This is a genomic window from Streptomyces sp. NBC_01429 (assembly GCF_036231945.1).
Classification (GTDB): domain Bacteria; phylum Actinomycetota; class Actinomycetes; order Streptomycetales; family Streptomycetaceae; genus Streptomyces.
This window is the reverse complement of record NZ_CP109599.1, coordinates 494,323-510,674: the sequence shown is the minus strand read 5'-3', so window position 1 is coordinate 510,674 and position 16,352 is coordinate 494,323. Positions and strand designations below refer to the sequence as shown.

Here is a 16,352-nt window from a genome sequence, read left to right as displayed (position 1 = left end):
CAGATCGTGTTTATTATTCGTCAATCATGTAACAGCGGGTGGCGATTGCGCTCTTGTCGCTGGGTGAGGTCTCGTGTAAGTCGCGGTCGGTCGTGTGGCCACAATCACCATGGCGGTCCGTTTCGACCGGATATGATTGTTTTACTCGAACGTAACGCGTCCAGGAATTCGAACACATCGCGACGAGCGAAATTGGCTGAGACCGGACGCTTGGACCGTACCGATGTGGTGATCGCCCGATGAGCTGTGTACGGGGGCGCGGCCGTACGCCGGGCACGCCCTACGCGTCCGACACCGAGTCGAAGTCGACCTCCGCGCGCCCGATCCCCTGCGCGTCCGCGTCGACCGAGCGGCGCAGCGCCTCGTGGAGCTTCGCCGGGGTCAGCACCCCCGCGAACCGGCTCCCGTCCAGGACCGCCACCCACCCCGCGTCGTGCTGGAGCATCTCGCTGAACGCCTGCTTCAGCGGCGAGCCGAGCGGCACCCATGCCTCCATCCGCCGGGCCAGATCGCCCACCCGAGGCTGCGCCGGCCCTCCACGCTCCGGCCGCTCCGGGTGCCGCCCCGCGTCCTTCCCGGCGCCGTCGAGCGCCTCGGCGGAGACCCAGCCGTGGAGTTCGCCGTCGCCGTTCAGCACCACCGCCCAGCGGGCGCCCTCCGCCCGCATCCGGCGCGCCGCGTCCCCGGCCGGCTCCTCGGTCCTGGCGACCGGCGGCTCCTCCAGATCGGCCCGTTCGACAGCGGTGACCGACAGCCGCTTCAGCCCCCGGTCGGCGCCGACGAAACGGGCCACGTACGGGGTGGCGGGGGTGCCGAGGACGGCCGCCGGGCTGTCGTACTGCTCGATGCGCCCCTCCCCGTACACGGCGATGCGGTCCCCCATCCGTACCGCCTCCTCGATGTCGTGCGTCACCAGCAGCACCGTCTTGCGCACCGTCGCCTGGAGCGTCAGGAACTCGTTCTGGAGCCGCTCGCGCGCCACCGGGTCCACCGCGCCGAACGGCTCGTCCATCAGCAGCACCGGCGGATCGGCGGCCAGGGCGCGTGCCACCCCCACCCGCTGGCGCTGCCCGCCCGACAGCTGCGCCGGATAGCGCGGACCGTACGTCGCCGGGTCGAGCCCCACCAGATCGAGCAGCTCCGCCGCCCGCGCCCGGGCCCGCGCCCTCTTCCAGCCGATCAGCGCGGGCACGGTCGCGGTGTTGTCGAGGACCGTACGGTGCGGGAACAGCCCGACCTGCTGGATGACATAGCCGATCCGGCGGCGCAGCTCCACCGGATCGACCCCGGATATGTCGTGCCCGTCGACGAACACCCGGCCGGAGGTGGGCTCGATCAGCCGGTTCACCATCATCATGGTGGTCGTCTTGCCGCAGCCGGACGGCCCGACCAGCGTCACCAGCTCGCCGGCGGCGACCTCGAAGGACAGCCCGTCGACGGCGGTCGTACCGTCCGGGTAGACCTTGCTCACCCGCTCGAACCGGATCATCACCTCACGCTAGGAGCCGTCCGCCCCGCGCGCACTCGGGCCGGGACTGTACGAGAACTCCCGAGCCGTCCGGCGCCGTCCGCGGGGCCCGGCCGGGCCCGGTCACGGCCGGGCCGCTGAACGCGACCGGCGCCCCGTGCGTATCGAGCCCGGGACAACGGGGCGGCTCGGGCGGGCCGTCCCCGGTGTGCTGAACTGTCCGGCATGGGCCGCCCCCGCCCGGGGGCCATCGAGAACGGGAACCGTCTTGACCAGCTATCGCCATCCCGGCGTCGTCCTCACCGACCACAGCTTCACGGTCCCCCTGGATCACGGGGATCCGGCGGGGGAGCGCATCGAGCTGTACGCGCGGGAGGCCGTCGCGAGCGCGCGGGCGGGCGAGGACCTGCCGTGGCTGGTCTATCTGGAGGGCGGACCCGGCTTCGGGGCGCGCAGGTTCATCGGCCGGCAGGCGTGGCTGGGCCGGGCCCTCCAGGAGTTCCGGGTGCTCCTCCTCGACCAGCGCGGCACCGGGCTCTCCACCCCGGCCAACCGGCAGACGCTCCCGCTGCGCGGCGGCCCCCGGGAACAGGCCGACTACCTCTGGCACTTCCGCGCCGACGCCATCGTGCGCGACTGCGAGACCATCCGGCCGCTGCTGACCGGCGGCGCCCCCTGGACCGTACTGGGCCAGAGCTTCGGCGGCTTCTGCGCCACCCACTACCTCAGCGCCGCCCCCGAGGGCCTGGCCACCGTCCTGATCACCGGCGGGCTGCCCTCGCTCGACGCCACGGCGGACGAGGTCTACCGCGCCGCGTATCCGCGGATCGCCCGCAAGGTCGAGGCGCACTACGCCCGCTATCCGCAGGACATCGGGCGGGCCCGCCGGATCGCGCGGTACGCGGCGGAGCACCGGCCGGTGCTGCCGGGCGGATACACCCTGACCCCCGAGGCGTTCCAGTCGCTCGGCATCCTCCTCGGCGGCGGCGACGGCAGCCACCAGTTGAACCACCTGCTGGAGAACGCCTTCATCCGCACGCCGAAGGGCCCGGTCCTCTCCGACGCCTTCCAGGAGAACGTGGCGTCCGCGCTCTCGTTCGCCGGACATCCGCTGTACGCGGTGCTCCACGAGGCGATCTACGCCCAGGACGGCCGGCCGGCCGAGTGGGCCGCCGAGCGGGTGCGCGGTGAGTTCGCCCGGTTCGACGCGGCCAAGACCCTGGCAGGTGAGGGGCCGTTGTACTTCACCGGCGAGTCCATCCACCCCTGGCACTTCGAGAACGACCCCGCCCTGGTCCCGCTGCGCGAGACCGCGGACCTGCTCGCGGCCCGTAACGACTGGCCCGCGCTGTACGACCCCGCCCGGCTCGCCGCCAACGAGGTGCCGGTCGCTGCGGCCGTCTACCACGACGACATGTACGTCGACACGGAGCAGTCGCTGCGCACCGCGCGGTCGATCCGGGGGCTGCGGACCTGGGTGACGGACGAGTTCGAGCACGACGGCGTACGGGCCGGTGGGCCGCGTGTCCTGGACCGGCTGCTGGCGCTCGCGCGCGGCGAGGGCTGAGGGCTCCGCGGTCCCGCTCCCGCCCCGCGTCCGCCCCGCCCCCGCCCCCGCGTTCGCTCACCGCGCGGATGCGGGGCCGCGGGGGCACAATGGAGCCATGGGGGCCGATGCTCCGCTGTGCGCCGAGGCGGGCGGGAGCGCGCCGATTCCGAGCGGGAGGTGGTGGACATGCTGCTGCCGAACAGACATCTGGTCGCCGATCTGCTGGCCCGGTACCGTGCCTGGGAGCGGCTCGTACTCGCCGATCCACTCGACGAGACCGTACGCGGCCGGTTCGAGGACGTCGCGTACACCCTGTGCGTACTGATGGGGCAGCGCACCGCTCGTGAGGCGATCTGGCAGGCGGAGGCGTATCTGCGCCGGATCAGACCCGTACCGATCTTCCCGGAGACGCCCAGGAGCGTCGCACCGGCGGGCCGCGACTAGGACCTGTCCGCACCCCACACCACCGCACGCACTCACACACACGTCACGGAGCCCGCGCGATTCGCGCGGGCTCCGCCGTCTCCGGCGTGACAAGGCTGTTTCCAGCGTGGCAAGCGACCGCTTAGTATGCGCGGTACTGCCCATCGTGTGTGGAGGCCCCCAATGCAGGCATGGCGAGTGCACCGGAACGGCGAGCCGAGCGAGGTGATGCGGCTGGAGGAGGTGGAGCGCCCGGTCCCCGCGGACGGACAGACCCTGCTGCTGGTCAGGGCGGCGAACATCAACTTCCCCGACGCGCTGCTCTGCCGGGGCCAGTACCAGGTCCGGCCGCCGCTGCCCTTCACCCCCGGTGTCGAGATCTGCGGCGAGACCGAGGACGGCCGCCGGGTCATCGCCACCCCCGCGCTGCCGAACGGCGGGCTCGCCGACTATGTCGTCGCCGACACGTCGGCTCTGCTGCCCGCGCCCGACGCGCTGGACGACGCCGAGGCCGCCGCGCTGCACATCGGCTACCAGACCGGCTGGTTCGGGCTGCACCGCAGGGCGCGCCTCCAGCCGGGGGAGACCCTGCTCGTCCACGCGGCGGCCGGCGGGGTCGGCAGCGCGGCCGTACAGCTCGGGAAGGCCGCCGGCGCCACCGTCATCGGCGTCGTCGGCGGCGCCGACAAGGCCGGGGTCGCCCGGGAGCTGGGCTGCGACCTGGTCATCGACCGGCGCACCGAAGACATCGTCGCGGCCGTCAAGGAGGCCACCGGCGGCCGGGGCGCTGACGTCGTCTACGACCCGGTGGGCGGGGACGCCTACGCCAAGTCCGTGAAGTGTGTCGCCTTCGAGGGCCGGGTGGTGGTCGTGGGCTTCGCCAGCGGTGTGGTCCCCACCCCCGCCCTCAACCACGCGCTGGTGAAGAACTACACGATCCTCGGCCTGCACTGGGGCCTCTACGCCACCAAGGACCCGGCGGCGGTGGCGCGTTGTCACCAGGAGCTGACCGCGCTCGCCGACCGGGGCGCCATCCGGCCGCTCGTCGGGGAGCGGGTGGCGATGAAGGGCGCCGCCGACGCCGTGCAGCGCGTCGCCGACGGCGCCACCACCGGCCGTTCCGTCGTACTCCCGCAAGGAGCCCGCCGATGACCGACGCCACCGAACTGCGCACCCGAGTAGCCGAGTTGATCGCCGCCCATCCGCCGTCCGGCACCGGCAGGGACGACTTCCTGCGAGCCCGCTTCGACGCCGGACTGGCCTGGCTGCACTACCCGCAGGGACTCGGCGGACTCGACGCGCCGCGCTCGCTCCAGAGCGTCGTGGACGCCGGTCTGGCGGCGGCGGGCGCCCCCGACAACGATCCGCGCCGCATCGGGATCGGCCTCGGCATGGCCGCGCCGACCATCCTGCGCTACGGCACCCAGGAGCAGAAGGAGCGCTTCCTGCGGCCCCTGTGGGTCGGTGACGAGGTGTGGTGCCAGCTGTTCAGCGAGCCGGGCGCGGGCTCCGACCTCGCCGCGCTGGCGACCCGCGCCGTACGTGACCAAGCCTCCGGCGACTGGATCGTCGACGGGCAGAAGGTGTGGACCTCCAGCGCGCATCTGGCCCGCTGGGCCATCCTCATCGCGCGCACCGATCCGACACTGCCCAAGCACCGGGGAATCACCTACTTCCTCTGCGACATGACCGACCCCGGTGTCGAGGTACGGCCGTTGCGCCAGCTCACCGGTGAGGCCGAGTTCAACGAGGTGTTCCTGACCGGTGTGCGCATCCCCGACGCACACCGCCTCGGCGGGATCGGCGAGGGCTGGCAGGTCGCCCGTACGACACTGATGAACGAGCGGGTCTCCATCGGCGGCGCCCGCCTCCCGCGCGAGGGCGGCATGATCGGCGCGGTCGCCCGCACCTGGCGCGAGCGGCCGGAGCTGCGCACCCACGAACTGCGTCAGCGGCTGCTCACCCTCTGGGTGGAGGCCGAGGTGGCGCGGCTCACCGCCGAGCGGGTGCGCCAGCAGCTCGTCGCCGGACAGCCGGGCCCCGAAGGCAGCGGGCTGAAGCTCTCCTTCGCCCGGCTCAACCAGGAGATCAGCGGCCTTGAGGTGGAACTCCTCGGTGACGAGGGCCTGTTGTACTCCGACTGGACCATGCGCCGGCCCGAGCTGGTCGACTTCACCGGCCGGGACGCCGGCTACCGCTATCTGCGCTCGAAGGGCAACTCCATCGAGGGCGGTACGAGCGAGGTACTGCTGAACATCGTCGCCGAACGCGTGCTCGGGCTGCCCTCGGAGCCGCGTGACGACAAGGACGTCGCCTGGAAGGACCTCGCCCGATGACCACACCCCCCGATCTGCTCTACTCCGAGCCCGAGGACGATCTGCGCGCCGCGGTACGGGCGCTGCTCACCGACCGCGCCGACCTCCCGGCCGCACTCACGCGCGCCGAGTCGGGCGACCCGTACGACCCCGCGTTGTGGACCTCGCTCACCGCCGGGATCGGCGTGGCCGGTCTGCTCGTACCGGAGAGCCTTGGCGGCCAGGGCGCGGGCCACCGCGAGGCGGCCGTCGTGCTGGAGGAGCTGGGCCGGGCCGTCACGCCCGCGCCGTATCTCACCAGTTCGGTGACGGCGACCGCGACGCTCCTCGCCTGCGACGCCGACAGCCCGGACATCGCGGGGCTGCTCACCGCGCTCGCGGAGGGCCGCAGGGTCGCGGTGCTCGCGCTGCCGTTCGGCACGGCCCCGGACTCCCCGCTCCCGGTCGGCGCGGACCCGGTGCGCGGTGTGGCCGACGCGGTACGGGCCGATGTGCTGCTCGTCCCGCGTCAGGACGGGCTGTACGCCGTCGAGACCGCCTCGCCCGCCGTCACCGTCGAGCCGCTGACGCCGCTCGATCTGACCCGGCCGCTCGCCGCCGTCACCGTCGACCCGGGCGCCGGACTGCGGATCGCCGCGGCGCCCGTGGCCGGGAGCGCGGTACGCGCGGGACTGCTGGCGGGGGCGGGGCTGCTCGCCTCGGAACAGCTCGGCATCGCCGAATGGTGTCTGGAGGAGAGCGTCCGGCACACCAAGGACCGGCACCAGTTCAACCGCCCCCTCGGATCCTTCCAGGCGCTCAAGCACCGGATGGCCCAGCTGTGGCTGGAGGTGGTCTCGGCCCGCGCCGCGGCGCGGGCGGCGGCCGACGCGCTGGCCACCGGCAGCCCCGACGCTCCGCTTGCGGTCGCGCTGGCCCAGGCGTATTGCGGCCCGGTCGCGGTCCACGCCGCCGAGGAGTGCGTCCAGTTGCACGGCGGTATCGGCATGACCTGGGAGCACCCCGCGCACCTCGCCCTCAAACGCGCCAAGTCCGATGCCACGGCGCTCGGTTCGACCGGCCGGCACAAGGAGGCGCTGGCCGCGCTCACCGACCTGCCCGCCCCCGGATAGCGACCGCGCCCGGCGTCCCGGCGCCGCCGGGCGCCACCCGTACGGCCCGCCCCCACTCCCGTCCCCGGCCCGAACCACCCGTACGGCGGACACGCCAGTCGGCCGTACGGACCGTCTCCTCCGCCACACTGGCGGCCGAATGCCGCGCACAACGGTGCGGCGGAGGAGGTTGTCCGTGGCCATTTCCATCTCAGTGCTGCTGCTTCTGGTGATTCTCGCGGTGGTCTTCCTGCGCAGCGGCGGGCTGAAGCTCTCGCACGCGCTGGTCTGTGTCCTGCTCGGGTTCTTCCTCGCGGGGACGAGCATGGCGCCGTCCATCGCGAACGGCATCTCCGCGACGGCCGGGGTGGTCAGCAGCCTCAACCCCTGATGTCCGCCGATGTCCGCGTTCTGTAACGGGCGTCCGCCGGGGCATGCGATATCCCTATTATGTGCGTCTGCCGAGCTGCCATTGGGGGGTGCTCGGCCCGAACGTGGGGATCACGCATGCGTCACACCCGCACACTCGCCACCGCCGCCGTCGCGGCGGCCTTCGCCGGATCGGTCCTGCTGCCCGCCCAGGCGCAGGCCGCCGCCGGTTCGGTGCACCTGCACAAGATCTACTACAACAGCCCGGGGCCGGACAACCGCTCCAACGCGAGCCTCAACGCCGAGTGGGTGCAGATCAAGAACACCACGTCGAAGGCCGTGAGCCTCAAGGGCTGGACGCTCACCGACGCGTCGAAGCACACGTACACCTTCGGGAGCTACAGCCTCGGCAAGGGCAAGACGGTGACCGTACGCACCGGCAAGGGCAAGAACACGGCGGCCAACCGCTACCAGAACCGCGGCGCCTACGTGTGGAACAACGACAAGGACACCGCGACGCTGCGCAAGGCGTCCGGTGCCAAGGCCGACACCTGCTCGTACAACAACCCGAGGGCCGACTACAAGAACTGCTGACGGACCCGCCGGAGTCAGCCCCCGTCGGCCCGCGGCCACTCCCAGGAGATGCCGTGGATGCCGGCGGGGCATCTGCCCGCCGCCGCGTGGACGGTGTGCGACGCGTCGAGGACGACCCGGTGGTTGTAGCTCTTCTCCGCGCCGGAGCGCTCGCGGTAGTAGCGGTGACCGACCACCGGCAGCGCCGCCGGGTGGAAATAGACGTGCAGCAGATATTCACGCAGCCGCACACGGGTACGGCGCTCGTAATGGTCGTCGCAGCCGTCTCCCGGATCGACGGAGATGGTGTAGTCGATGACCGCCGTCTCGTTCTTCGCCAGCTTTCTGCCGAACTCTATTTCGGTCACGGCGGTGCTCACCTCGGGCAGAAAGCGGACCTGGCCCGGCATTCCGCAGCGCACGGTGATGCGCACCGAGCGCGCCCCGCTGTCGAAGGTGTGGACGGCGGTCAGCCGGTCGGCGCCCTCGCGGGTGGCGCGCAGCACCTGCTGGATGGCGATGGAACTCAGGCGCCGGTTCTCGTCGATGGTGACGGTCTCGCGGATGCTCAGGGTGCCGATGTCCTCGTTGAGCGAGCCGAAGTCGTCGCCGAGGATCTGTTCGGCCAGCGAGTTCTCCCCGAACACCCGGTGCGAGGTCCGCAGATCGTGGGCCTGCGACGCGACGCGCCCGCGCGGCCGGTAGGGGCCGATCAGCGAACGGAGCGCGCCGGTCGGCAGCGCGAGGATCTGCTCCAGCGCGTCGACGGCGCGCAGTGATCCGGCCCGTTCGGGCTCGCTGCGTCCGCGCTGCCAGTAGCTGAGGGTGGTCAGGCTGATCCGTATGCCCTGCTCGGCGAGGCGGTTGCGCACACGGTCCAGGGACAGGCCGCGGCTCTTGATGGCCTGCTGGAAGACCAGGGCGAAGGTGGTGTCCGGGCCGCTCTCCTGGTGCACGGGTACTCCTCCCCTCATGGACCGGCCGGACGCGGCCGGGCTCGGACGAGGAGGGACGATCGAAGGACGGGGGCCACTCACCGTATCCGATGAGTGGCCCCCGTCATCCGGTGGGGGGAGGGGGATCAGTTGGTGTTCAGCGTGAGCTGGTAGTGCGAGAGGGCGTCGTCCAGCGGCTGGAAGTAGGAGGAACCGGGCGAGTTCACACTGCCGCTGCACCGCTGAGCTGACGGGCCGCCCGAGGTCATGCCCTGGGCCTGGTTGCCCGAGATGTAGGCGCCGCCGCTGTCACCGCCCTCGGTGCAGACCGTGGAGCTGCCCAGCCCGGTCACGACGGTGTCGGGGCCGCCGTTGGCGTCGGAGTAGGTGACGGTCACGTTGTACGAGCTGACCTTGCCGCAGGTCCAGAAGGTCGTACGGCCCGACTTGCACAGGTCGGCGCCGGCCGCGGCCCGCGTGCTGCCCTGGACGGCGACGGTGCCGGCGCTGCCGTACGTCCCGACCTGCGTGGCGATGGAGCTGCCCGAGTCGACGGCCGCGATGCCCATGTCGACGCTGCGGCTGCCGACGGCGAAGCGGGAGTCGGTTCCCTGGGCGAAGCGCGATCCCTTGTACGACAGCACGGGCAGGTCCTCGATGCAGTGGCCCGCCGTGACGAGGTACTGCTTGCCGGAGGAGTCGCTGGCACCGTAACCGACCGAGCAGACATAGCCGTTGAAGGCCATCTCGTCACCCGGGCTGACCACGGCCTGGGTGCTGAGCTTCTGCTGGTCCTCGACCACGCGGACGGCGTCGCCGTGGGCGCGGGCGGCCTTGAGGAAGGACTTGGCCGCCGCGCTCTTGGCGTTGTTGACCTCGACCGTGACGGTGTCGGAGGCGAGATCCACCGACCAGGCGGTGACGCCGGCCGGAGCCTGGTCGAGCGCCTTGGTGTCCAGCTCGGCCTTGATCCGGTCGAGCGCGGTCTTGCCGTGCTCGGCCACCCGCGGGGTCAGACCGGCGTCCTCGATACGCTGCTCGGCCTTGGCGCCGGTCGCGTTGACGACGAGCGAGCCCGCCTTGTCGAAGAAGGCGCCGTCCGTGGACACGCCCTTCTTGTCCAGCGCGGAGAGTCTGTCCTGCTGCGCTGCCTGGCGGTCGAGCCGCGTGGCGGCGGCCTGCTCGCTGACTCCGAGACTGGTGGCCAGGGCCTTGACCATCGCCGGGTCGTAGCGGTCGGCGGGCTGTTCGCCGGCCTGCGCGCCGGAGGCGGCGGTGACGGCGAGAAGGGCGCCGACGGCGGTGGCCGCCAGAATGTTCCGCGATATTCGCACGGTATTCCTTCCGTTCACAGAGCGGGCGGCCGTGCATGGGGGGAGTGCGATGGCCCGGACAAGCCGATCGCACAGGGTGGCCGCCGTCTGGCGGCGCCGGTTTCCCTGGCGCCGCAACGGAACTCTGACGCATTTTCATTGGCCGGTTCAAGAGCCTCCGTTGCTAAACATTCAACAGAGTTACCAGTCGCTGTTGAAAATCCGCGAAGAATTCTCGGGAAAGTCATTTCATGCGCGGAGATTCAGCGATTGGTTCCTTGTGGCCCGTATGGTCCAGATTGGCGGACATGACCGCGCCCCCTTCCCGGGAGGGGAAGGGGGCGCGGTCGCCGCTGGTCACTCGGCGGGGTACTCCTCGTGTCCCGGCACGGTCCCGGCCGGGAACGGGAGTTCTCCCCGCGTGGTGCGGCTGATCCTGTCGCTCAGGACTGGGGGCGGCTGCCGTGGTTGGCGCCGTTTTTACGACGTGCCTTCTTCTTACGGCGACGCTTCGATGACATGCCGTCTCCTTTCCGGTTGTACCGTGCGCTATTTCACCGGACGCCGGGCGCTTCGCGGTGCCCCGCGTCCGGTGAACACCGTACCCGGTCGCGGCACCGCTTCGGCGTTCCTCCGTATGTATGAAAAGTCGACCTTTCATCCTTGTGTCGCGTCCGGCCGGCCCGGAGCGCGGCCCGGACGCCGCCATGATGGGCGCGCGGGGGAGAAGCGGGCAGAGGGGAGCACAGTGACGGCCCTTCAGGTGTCAGTCGTCGTGCCGTGTTTCAACGAGGCGGAGGTGATCGAGACCTTCCACGCCGCGCTGCTCCTGGCCATGGAACCCACCCGCCTGGCCTTCGAGATCTGTTACGTGGACGACGGCAGCGGCGACCGGACCCGGGAACTGCTCAGCGCGCTCGCCGCGACGGACCGCCGCGTGCGCTACCTCGCCTTCAGCCGGAACTTCGGCAAGGAAGCGGCCATGCTCGCCGGACTGCGGATGTCCAGGGGAGGCGCTGTGGTCCTCATGGACGCCGACCTCCAGCACCCGCCGGAACTCCTTCCCCGCATGATCGAACTGCACCGGCACGGCTACGACCAGGTGATCGCCCGGCGGGACCGCACGGGCGAAGGCGCGGTGCGCTCCGCTCTCAGCCGGACCTACTACCGGGTGGTGCGGCACTGCATGGACGTCGAAGTCGTGGACGGATCAGGGGACTTCCGGCTGCTGTCCCGGCGCGCGGCGGACAGTGTGCTCGCACTGCCCGAGAGCAACCGCTTCTCCAAGGGCATCTTCTCCTGGATCGGCTTCGACACGATCGGCTTCACCTACCAGAACTGTGAACGGGTGGCCGGGACCTCGAAATGGGGCGGCAGACGGCTGCTCAACTACGGCATCGACGGAGTGCTCTCCTTCAACAGCCGCCCGCTGCGCCTGGCCATCCACGCCGGCCTCTGGATCTTTCTGTCGGCGCTCGGCTACGCGCTGTGGATCATCGTGGACGTCGCGCTCAACGGGGCCGCCGCGCCCGGCTACGCGACCCTGCTGACCGCCGTCGTCGCGCTCAGCGGAATCCAGCTCGCCACACTCGGCGTCATCGGCGAGTACGTCGGGCGCATCTACCACGAGACCAAACAACGCCCGCACTACGTGGTCCGGGAGACGGACGCGTCCGGTCCGGCGCTCCCGGTCCGGACGCCGACACCGCGCCTCGGGAGGCTGCGGCCGCTCGGAGCGGGCCGTACCCGCGGCCGTACCCTCCTGCGGGCCCGGACGCCCGAGCGGACCCGCACCCTGCGGCAGTTCGCCTACTTCGTGACGATCGGACTCGTCAACACCGCCGTCTATCTGGCGGTCTACGCCTCACTGAACAGGTCGATGCCGTATCTGGCCGCCCATGTGCTGGGCTATCTGGTGAGCGTGGTGGGATCCTTCTTCCTCAACACTTATCTCACCTGCCGGACCAGGCCGACCTGGCACGCCTTCCTGCGCTATCCGCTGTCGAGCGTCTTCAACCTCGTCGCCGCGGGCGGCCTCCTCTATCTCGGAGTCAGCGCCCTCGGCATGGACAAGAACCTCGCCGCCGTGGCCGCCGGAGTCCTCGTCACCCCCTTCTCCTTCCTGCTCGCCCGCTGGGCCATCACCTCCGGCGCGCTCGCCGCCGACCGTCCCGTCCAGCCGGCGGACGAATCCGATGCCGCCTGAGCGGCGCGCGGGACACGGGACGGCGGCCTGGCCGGCGGCGCTCGCGCTCCTGCCGCTCGGCCTCCTGGGCGCCGCGGCGTGGTTCGGGCGCCGGGTCCGCCCCGGCGCGGACGACTGGTGCTTCCTGCCCGTGGTGCGGGACGACGGCGTCTCCGGACTGGTGGGGAAGTTCTACCTCACGGACAACGGCCGGATCGCCAACGGTGTACTGACCGGTCTCTACGCGAAGTTCGGTGTCGCCGGGCACCAGTGGTACGCGCTGATCAGCGCCGTACTCGTGCTCGGCGTGCTGTGGGGCGTGAGCGTATCGGCGCTGGGCAGGGCCCGGCTGACGGCGCCGCGCGGCGTCCCGCTGCTCGTGGCGTCCGTGGTCACCGCGGTGTTCCTCCTCGCGACACCCAACACGTACAAGACGTTCTACTGGCCCGCCTCGTCCGTCTCGCACACCGTCGCTCCCGTGCTCGCCTGCGCCGCCGCGATTCCCCTGCTGCGGGCCCGCTCGCGCGCGGCCGGGAACGCGGCCGTGGCCACGGTGTTCGTCGCGGGAGCCGTGATGGGCACGCTGTCCGAGGGGGTCTCGGTCGTCGTGTTCGTGACGCTCGCGTGCGCCCTCGCGGCCGGCCACCGGATCCTCACCGGGCGCCGCTGGTCCTACGCGCGGATCTGGTGCGTGGCGGGCATCCTCGGCACCGCGGCCGGGACGCTCGTACTCGTCACGTCCCCCGGCTCGCGGATCCGTCGCGAACGCTACGGAGCGCAGGGCGTGTCCATGCTCGCGCCGGAGTCGCTGGCCGAATCACTGCGGGCCTTCGCGCACGTCCTCGCCACCCTGCTGACCACCTGGCAGTACCTGGGCGTGGTCGCGGCGGGCCTGCTGCTCGGCCTGCTCGTCCGAGGGGCGGACGGCCGCCCGCCGGCCCGGCCGCCGCACCTGGCCCTGCTGTCCGGGACCGGCGTCCTCGCCCTGCTGGTCTCCGGCTGGCTCTGCACGCTCATCGCGTACCCCGTCTTCGGCGCGGGGGTGGCGGGCGCCAGCCGGACCTGGAACGACTACCTCCTGCTGTACATCGCGCTGCTCGCCGGCGCCGGCGCCGTCCTGGGCGGCGCGCTGCGCGAGCGCGGGCGGCGGCGTACGGGAGTGATGCGGGCGACCGGCGCCGCGGTGTGCGCCGTGGTGTGCGTGGCCCTCGCCCTTCCTCTCGCGCGCCTGGAGGACACCATGCGGGCGCGGGCCCTCGCGTGGGACAGCCAGGACCGGTGGCTGCGTTCCCGGGCGGCGCTCGGCGCGCACGTCCTGCCGTACACGCCACTGCCGATCAGCGGGATGGGTGAGCCGTTCGCCGACCACGGCCGCAAGGTGTGGCCGGCGAAGTGCGTCGCGCGCTACTACCGCGTCGACCGGATCACCGACGCGACGAGACGCCCCTGACCGGGCGCGCGCCGCGCACCGTACGAAGGCCCCGGCCCCCGGAATCCACGGTGGGGGACGGGGCCTTCCGCCGTCGCGAACACAATGATCAATAAGAGCGCTACCTGCGCAAGAGTGACCCGGCTCACTCCCTTCGGCAGAGTCGGTGCGCGTGCGGGTCCGGTCGTTCAGCGAACGCCCCTTCCCGAATCACTGACTTCCGTGGGAAGGCGACACCACCGAGCATGAAGACCGAAGAAGTGCAGTCATCCCTGGGCACCCTGCCGCTCCTGCTGATAGCGGGGGTCGCGGTCCTGGCCCTGCTGTTCCTCATCATCAAAGTGAAGATCCACCCGCTGATCGTGCTGCCGCTGGTGAGCCTGGCGACCGCGTTCGCCGCCCGCGTACCCACGGACGAGATCGTGGACGTCCTGATCGACGGGTTCGGCGGGACCCTGGGCGAGGTCGCCCTGCTGGTCGGATTCGGCGTGATGTTCGCCCGGATCGTCGAGATCAGCGGCGGCGCCCAGGCCCTGTCCGACACCATGATCCGGCTGTTCGGCGAGAAACGGGCACCCCTGGCACTGGGGGTGGCGTCGCTGCTGTTCGGATTCCCCATCTTCTTCGACGCGGCGCTGATGGTCATGCTGCCCATCGTCTTCGCCGTGGCCCGCCGCCTCGGCGGCGGTGTGCTGCGCTACGCGCTGCCCGCGGCGGCGGCGCTGTCGACGATGCACATCTTCCTGCCGCCGCACCCGGGCGCGGTGGCGGCCACGGTCTTCCTCGGCGCGGACGTCGGCCTCGTGGTGCTGCTGGGCGTGCTCATCGCCGGACCCACCTGGTACATATCGGGCTACCTGTACGGGATCTGGATCGGCGGCCGGATCGTCCTGCCGGTGCCCGAACTCCTCGCCGGAGGACCGCGGAAGGACACCGGCGGCGACGGCGGATCCGACGGCGACCCCGCTCCGCCGAGGGCGTCGACGGTGCTCCTCCTGCTGATGCTCCCGCTCGGACTCATCTTCCTCAACACCGGCCTGCGTACGGCGGTGGACACCGGATCCCTGGCGAAGGACCTCGCGTGGGTCGACGTCCTGCGCGTGCTGGGCAGCACCCCGGTGGCCCTGCTGATCACCGTGCTCACGGCGTCGTACGTGCTCGGCACCCGGCGCGGACGCGGCAGGGACTTCCTGGAGGACCTGTACGACAACGCCCTCAAGCCGATCGCCCCGGTCGTCCTCATCACCGGCGCCGGCGGCATGTTCGGCAGCGTGCTGGTGACCAGTGGCATCGGCGACGCGCTGGCGGACACACTGCGTGACACCGGACTGCCCCTGATCGTCTCGACGTTCGTCGTCGCCGCGATCCTGCGGATCGCGCTGGGCACCGCCACCGTCGCCATCACCACCTCGGCCGGGCTGCTCAGTGCCTCGGTCCTCGCGGCCGGTCTCAACCCCGTACAGACGGCCGCGATGGTGCTCGCCCTGGCCGGCGGCTCGGCGGTCGTGCCGCACGTGAACGACGCCAGCTTCTGGCTCTTCGGCAAGCTGCTCGGAATGGACATCCCCACCACGTTCCGTACCTGGACGGTGATCAAGACGCTGATCGGTGTGATCGGATTCCTCTTCGCGTGGATCATCTTCGCCCTGGCCTCCTGAGCCGGGACCGGGCCGGTCCTCACGACATCAGTCCGAGCCGGGACAGGATCTCCGCCGTGGCCCTGTCCTGCTCGGCCAGATAGCCGGCGAAGCGGTCGCCGGTCAGGAACGCGTCGCTCCAGCCGTGCTTCACCAGCTCCGCCCGCCAGCGCGCCGAGCCGCGCATCCGGTCCAGCGCGTCGGTCCAGCGCGCGCGCTCGCGGGCGCTGATCCCCGGCGGGGCCACGATGCCCCGCCAGTTGGCGAAGACCAGATCGATACCGGACGCCTTCAGCGTGGGGACGTCGTCGAGGACGCCGACCGGCTCCGAACTCGTCACCGCGAGCACCCGCAGCTGACCCGCCGCGACCTGGTCGAGGAACTCCCCGTACCCACTGGCGCCGAACGCCACACTGCCGTCCATGACGGCCGTCAGCAGCTCGCCGCCGCCCTCGTACGCGTGGTAGCCGACCTTCCCGGGGTCGAGCCCGACGGCCCTGGCGAGCCGCATCGGCAGCAGATGGTCGGGGCCGCCGGGTGACGAACCGCCGCCGACGGTCACCCTGCCCGGGTCGGCGCGCCACGCCCTCACCAGCTCACCGATCGAGGTGTACGGCGAATCCCGCGCCACGACGATCGCCCCCGCCTCCTCGATCAGCCGGGCGATCGGTGTGGTCTGAGCCAGGGTCACCCGCGAACCCGACACATACGACGCCCCGACGATCCCGAGCCCCATCTGCATGGCCAGCGCGCCGTTGCCCCGCTCGTCGACCAGGCGCTGAAGGCCGACGGTGCCTCCGGCGCCCGGCAGATTGAACACCTGGACCCCCGAGGCGATGCCGGTCTCCTCCATCACCCGGGCCACCGTCCGCGCGGTGCTGTCGTACCCGCCGCCCGGGGCGTTGGGCGCCATGATCCGCGGCTCGGCGGCCCAGCCCCCGGTCCCGTCCGACCGGTCCCACGGGGCACCCCCGCAGCCGCCGGCCGTGAGCACCGGCACGATGACCAGCAGACTCAGCAGCGCGGTGATCCTAACCGTCACCATCCGCCCCTTTCGTTTCCGGA

Annotated in this window: 15 protein-coding genes; 10 read left to right on the top strand and 5 right to left on the bottom strand. The window is 71.6% G+C overall.

Annotated elements, in window-relative coordinates; translation table 11 throughout:
• Positions 1-280: 280 nt before the first annotated feature.
• A complete protein-coding gene (locus OG627_RS02320) occupies positions 281-1,489 on the bottom strand; it encodes an ABC transporter ATP-binding protein (RefSeq protein WP_329060876.1) in 1,209 nt (402 codons plus the stop codon).
• Between the two features lie 247 nt (positions 1,490-1,736).
• Between OG627_RS02320 and OG627_RS02315 the strand changes: the two genes are divergently transcribed.
• The 7 genes from OG627_RS02315 (at position 1,737) to OG627_RS02285 (ending at position 7,809) form a co-directional block, all read left to right on the top strand.
• Positions 1,737-3,035: an alpha/beta fold hydrolase gene (locus OG627_RS02315; RefSeq protein ID WP_329060874.1), complete on the top strand. Its 1,299-nt coding sequence runs from the start codon at positions 1,737-1,739 to the stop codon at positions 3,033-3,035.
• Between the two features lie 168 nt (positions 3,036-3,203).
• Complete coding sequence (locus OG627_RS02310) at positions 3,204-3,461, top strand: DUF5133 domain-containing protein (protein WP_329060872.1); 258 nt, start codon at positions 3,204-3,206, stop codon at positions 3,459-3,461.
• Positions 3,462-3,623: 162 nt separating this feature from the next.
• A complete protein-coding gene (locus tag OG627_RS02305) occupies positions 3,624-4,592 on the top strand; it encodes an NADPH:quinone oxidoreductase family protein (protein WP_329060870.1) in 969 nt (322 codons plus the stop codon).
• Positions 4,589-5,776, top strand: coding sequence for an acyl-CoA dehydrogenase family protein (locus OG627_RS02300; protein WP_329060868.1), 1,188 nt, complete (start codon positions 4,589-4,591; stop codon positions 5,774-5,776). The genes OG627_RS02305 and OG627_RS02300 overlap by 4 nt, the downstream gene beginning before the upstream one ends.
• Positions 5,773-6,867, top strand: coding sequence for an acyl-CoA dehydrogenase family protein (locus OG627_RS02295; protein ID WP_329060866.1), 1,095 nt, complete (start codon positions 5,773-5,775; stop codon positions 6,865-6,867). Before OG627_RS02300 ends, OG627_RS02295 begins: the two co-directional genes overlap by 4 nt.
• A gap of 175 nt (positions 6,868-7,042) precedes the next feature.
• On the top strand, positions 7,043-7,237 hold the full coding sequence (locus OG627_RS02290; protein ID WP_329060864.1) for a hypothetical protein: 195 nt from the start codon (positions 7,043-7,045) through the stop codon (positions 7,235-7,237).
• A gap of 116 nt (positions 7,238-7,353) precedes the next feature.
• Complete coding sequence (locus tag OG627_RS02285) at positions 7,354-7,809, top strand: lamin tail domain-containing protein (protein ID WP_329060862.1); 456 nt, start codon at positions 7,354-7,356, stop codon at positions 7,807-7,809.
• Between the two features lie 14 nt (positions 7,810-7,823).
• Here OG627_RS02285 and OG627_RS02280 read toward each other — a convergent pair whose 3' ends face one another.
• The 3 genes from OG627_RS02280 to OG627_RS35425 form a co-directional block, all read right to left on the bottom strand.
• Entirely contained in the window at positions 7,824-8,744 is a 921-nt protein-coding gene (locus OG627_RS02280) for an XRE family transcriptional regulator (protein WP_329060860.1), read from the bottom strand.
• 125 nt (positions 8,745-8,869) lie between these two features.
• Complete coding sequence (locus OG627_RS02275; RefSeq protein ID WP_329060858.1) at positions 8,870-10,057, bottom strand: S1 family peptidase; 1,188 nt, start codon at positions 10,055-10,057, stop codon at positions 8,870-8,872.
• Positions 10,058-10,479: 422 nt separating this feature from the next.
• The gene (locus OG627_RS35425; RefSeq protein ID WP_370443954.1) at positions 10,480-10,557 is read right to left on the bottom strand and encodes a 50S ribosomal protein bL37; all 78 of its coding nucleotides are present in this window, start codon (positions 10,555-10,557) and stop codon (positions 10,480-10,482) included.
• A 227-nt stretch (positions 10,558-10,784) separates the two neighbouring features.
• Between OG627_RS35425 and OG627_RS02270 the strand changes: the two genes are divergently transcribed.
• The 3 genes from OG627_RS02270 to OG627_RS02260 all read left to right on the top strand — a co-directional run bounded on the left by OG627_RS02270 (position 10,785) and on the right by OG627_RS02260 (position 15,308).
• Positions 10,785-12,242 carry a glycosyltransferase gene (locus OG627_RS02270; protein ID WP_329060856.1) on the top strand — a complete coding sequence of 486 codons (1,458 nt, stop codon included), beginning with the start codon at positions 10,785-10,787 and terminating at the stop codon, positions 12,240-12,242.
• Positions 12,232-13,671: a DUF6056 family protein gene (locus OG627_RS02265; protein ID WP_329060854.1), complete on the top strand. Its 1,440-nt coding sequence runs from the start codon at positions 12,232-12,234 to the stop codon at positions 13,669-13,671. The genes OG627_RS02270 and OG627_RS02265 overlap by 11 nt, the downstream gene beginning before the upstream one ends.
• Positions 13,672-13,895: 224 nt before the next feature.
• Positions 13,896-15,308: a GntP family permease gene (locus OG627_RS02260; RefSeq protein ID WP_329060853.1), complete on the top strand. Its 1,413-nt coding sequence runs from the start codon at positions 13,896-13,898 to the stop codon at positions 15,306-15,308.
• Positions 15,309-15,327: 19 nt separating this feature from the next.
• Here the strand turns inward: OG627_RS02260 and OG627_RS02255 are convergent, their stop codons facing one another.
• Entirely contained in the window at positions 15,328-16,332 is a 1,005-nt protein-coding gene (locus OG627_RS02255; protein ID WP_329060851.1) for a Bug family tripartite tricarboxylate transporter substrate binding protein, read from the bottom strand.
• Positions 16,333-16,352 lie beyond the last annotated feature (20 nt).

Coding starts and splice junctions, on each gene's coding strand:
- OG627_RS02320 (WP_329060876.1), bottom strand. CDS start 1,489: ATGATCCGGTTCGAGCGGGTGAGCAAGGTCTACCCGGACGGTACGACC.
- OG627_RS02310 (WP_329060872.1), top strand. CDS start 3,204: ATGCTGCTGCCGAACAGACATCTGGTCGCCGATCTGCTGGCCCGGTAC.
- OG627_RS02305 (WP_329060870.1), top strand. CDS start 3,624: ATGCAGGCATGGCGAGTGCACCGGAACGGCGAGCCGAGCGAGGTGATG.
- OG627_RS02300 (WP_329060868.1), top strand. CDS start 4,589: ATGACCGACGCCACCGAACTGCGCACCCGAGTAGCCGAGTTGATCGCC.
- OG627_RS02295 (WP_329060866.1), top strand. CDS start 5,773: ATGACCACACCCCCCGATCTGCTCTACTCCGAGCCCGAGGACGATCTG.
- OG627_RS02285 (WP_329060862.1), top strand. CDS start 7,354: ATGCGTCACACCCGCACACTCGCCACCGCCGCCGTCGCGGCGGCCTTC.
- OG627_RS35425 (WP_370443954.1), bottom strand. CDS start 10,557: ATGTCATCGAAGCGTCGCCGTAAGAAGAAGGCACGTCGTAAAAACGGC.
- OG627_RS02265 (WP_329060854.1), top strand. CDS start 12,232: ATGCCGCCTGAGCGGCGCGCGGGACACGGGACGGCGGCCTGGCCGGCG.
- OG627_RS02260 (WP_329060853.1), top strand. CDS start 13,896: ATGAAGACCGAAGAAGTGCAGTCATCCCTGGGCACCCTGCCGCTCCTG.
- OG627_RS02255 (WP_329060851.1), bottom strand. CDS start 16,332: ATGGTGACGGTTAGGATCACCGCGCTGCTGAGTCTGCTGGTCATCGTG.